Source organism: Desulfofundulus sp. (assembly GCF_049701015.1).
Lineage (GTDB): Bacteria > Bacillota > Desulfotomaculia > Desulfotomaculales > Desulfovirgulaceae > Desulfofundulus.
The window spans coordinates 1-1,788 of the sequence record NZ_JBNATZ010000374.1 but is presented as its reverse complement, the minus strand read 5'-3'; the positions used below and the strand labels follow the sequence as shown (position 1 = coordinate 1,788).

The 1,788-nt window shown below is 49.6% G+C and carries 4 protein-coding genes; 3 read left to right on the top strand and 1 reads right to left on the bottom strand.

Annotated features, from left to right (window positions below; translation table 11 throughout):
* On the bottom strand, nt 1–145 hold a 145-nt coding region (locus ACPLUI_RS14565), incomplete at its 3' end, for a DUF7713 domain-containing protein (protein ID WP_424660961.1).
* Here ACPLUI_RS14565 and ACPLUI_RS14560 point away from each other — a divergent pair.
* From ACPLUI_RS14560 to ACPLUI_RS14550, 3 genes are all read left to right on the top strand, one after another.
* A complete protein-coding gene (locus ACPLUI_RS14560; protein WP_424660960.1) occupies nt 146–730 on the top strand; it encodes a plasmid pRiA4b ORF-3 family protein in 585 nt (194 codons plus the stop codon).
* 138 nt (nt 731–868) lie between these two features.
* The gene (locus ACPLUI_RS14555) at nt 869–1,282 is read left to right on the top strand and encodes a YecA family protein (protein WP_424660959.1); all 414 of its coding nucleotides are present in this window, start codon (nt 869–871) and stop codon (nt 1,280–1,282) included.
* Entirely contained in the window at nt 1,279–1,788 is a 510-nt protein-coding gene (locus ACPLUI_RS14550; protein WP_424660958.1) for a hypothetical protein, read from the top strand. The genes ACPLUI_RS14555 and ACPLUI_RS14550 overlap by 4 nt, the downstream gene beginning before the upstream one ends.

Sequence of the window (1,788 nt, the reverse complement as noted above, 5' to 3'; positions counted from 1 at the left end):
ACTTAAAATTCCATCCCTCAAAGGTGTAAACCATCCTGCCGAATTCTTCCCAGGAGAATCTTTTCCCGTCTGTCACCACGTCAGGTCCGGTACTTTCCTCTGAGCTTTGATTAAAGAATTTTAAAAAGGAGAGGCGGTGGATCATGTGGGATCGAATATGGTATATCAGCTTAAAATAACGTTAGAGGAGATCGAGCCACCCATCTGGAGGCGGGTTTTGGTACCGGCAGGCATTACTTTTTACAAGCTGCACAAAATCATCCAGGCCGCCTTTGGCTGGCAGGACTACCACCTGTTTAATTTTGACTTCGGTGATGTGGTGGTTCACATTCCCGACCCTGATTATGCCCCGGGAGAATTGTATGGAGACGCAGAAGAATTGAACGCCAAAAGAACAAAGATCGACGCTCTTCTTGTTGAACGCAAAAGATGCGTCTATACCTACGACTTTGGGGATAACTGGCAGCACGATGTAATCCTGGAGACAATCCTGCCGGCCGTAGAAGGGCAACATTACCCGGTATGCGTCGCCGGTGCCCGCCACAGGCCACCGGAGGATGTCGGTGGAGTTTCGGGTTATGAAGAATTTTTGCGCATAATCAGCGACCCAGAACACCCCGAGTACAACGATTACCTGATCTGGGCAGAAAAGGACACGGGCGGGAGAAAGTTTGACCCCGAATATTTCTATATCAACGAAGTGAACCGGGTGCTGGCAAAGATAAAATGAACTCGCTACAGTGTTGTAAAGTTTCGGGTGTTCTTTGCGCTATGAAAGGTTTCCCCACGTAGGACGATTCGATTTGTGAGTAACTGTCCCTGTCTAAACTGACAGAGGGAGCAGATTAAGATGTTGAGGAGGATGGTTTTGCCTAAAATCGGAAGAAACGACCCCTGCCCCTGCGGGAGCGGAAAGAAATATAAGAAATGCTGTCTTGGTCAGAGCAGGGACAAGCACTGGGCTTTGGATGAGGTACGCTCTTTTACCACAGAAGAGCTCATCTTAAAGTTGCGTGACTTCGGAATAAATGTAACCGAAGAAAGCTTCCTGAAAGAAATTGAAAACTTTTACTCCGCTTCCGAACTGGCCAGACATTGGTGGAAGACCAATAAAGTCACCGCGAAAGGCTACGACCAGGACTTCCCCTGGATGGCCGCCGTTGTCCTGTGGGAAAGGCTGGCCCCGCACATTATTAATTCCGAGAGACTGGATGACATGTGCAGGAAGGGTACCGTTTCTGCAGCGAAGGAGAAGAGGAAGAAGGCTGCCGGATATGGTTGAAAGTGTGGGAGCACCTGAAAAGATGTTTTACTCCGGAGATGAAGTCCATCAATGACGCGGAAAAAGTCTTCTCAGGGCTGCAGAGCTTACACAACTGGTGCCAGGACCTGGAGATGGAGCTGGGCAACGCGGGGCTAAAAGACCCGGTCTTTTACGAGAAGAGGATGGAATACTGCCGGGAGTTCTGCAAGCTATTCCCGGAAACCGATAAACTAATTATTGAAAACATGAAGAGGGCGGAAGCGGAATCTTACTTCGCCCTCGGTCTTGTCGAACAAGGAGAAAAAGCTTTTCAGGCCCTGGTGAGTGAATTCCCCGATTCCGCCTGGGCGTACATTGGCTGGGGGGATATGTACTGGCTTTATAAAGAAAGCAAGGCCCCGTGTGATTACGACAGGGCGGAGAACATTTATCGTCTGGCACTGGAACGAAACGTTGCCGGTAGGGAAGACGTCCTGGATAGGTTGCGGATGTTGGAAGAGGAGAGAAGCAAGGGGAACAGGTGA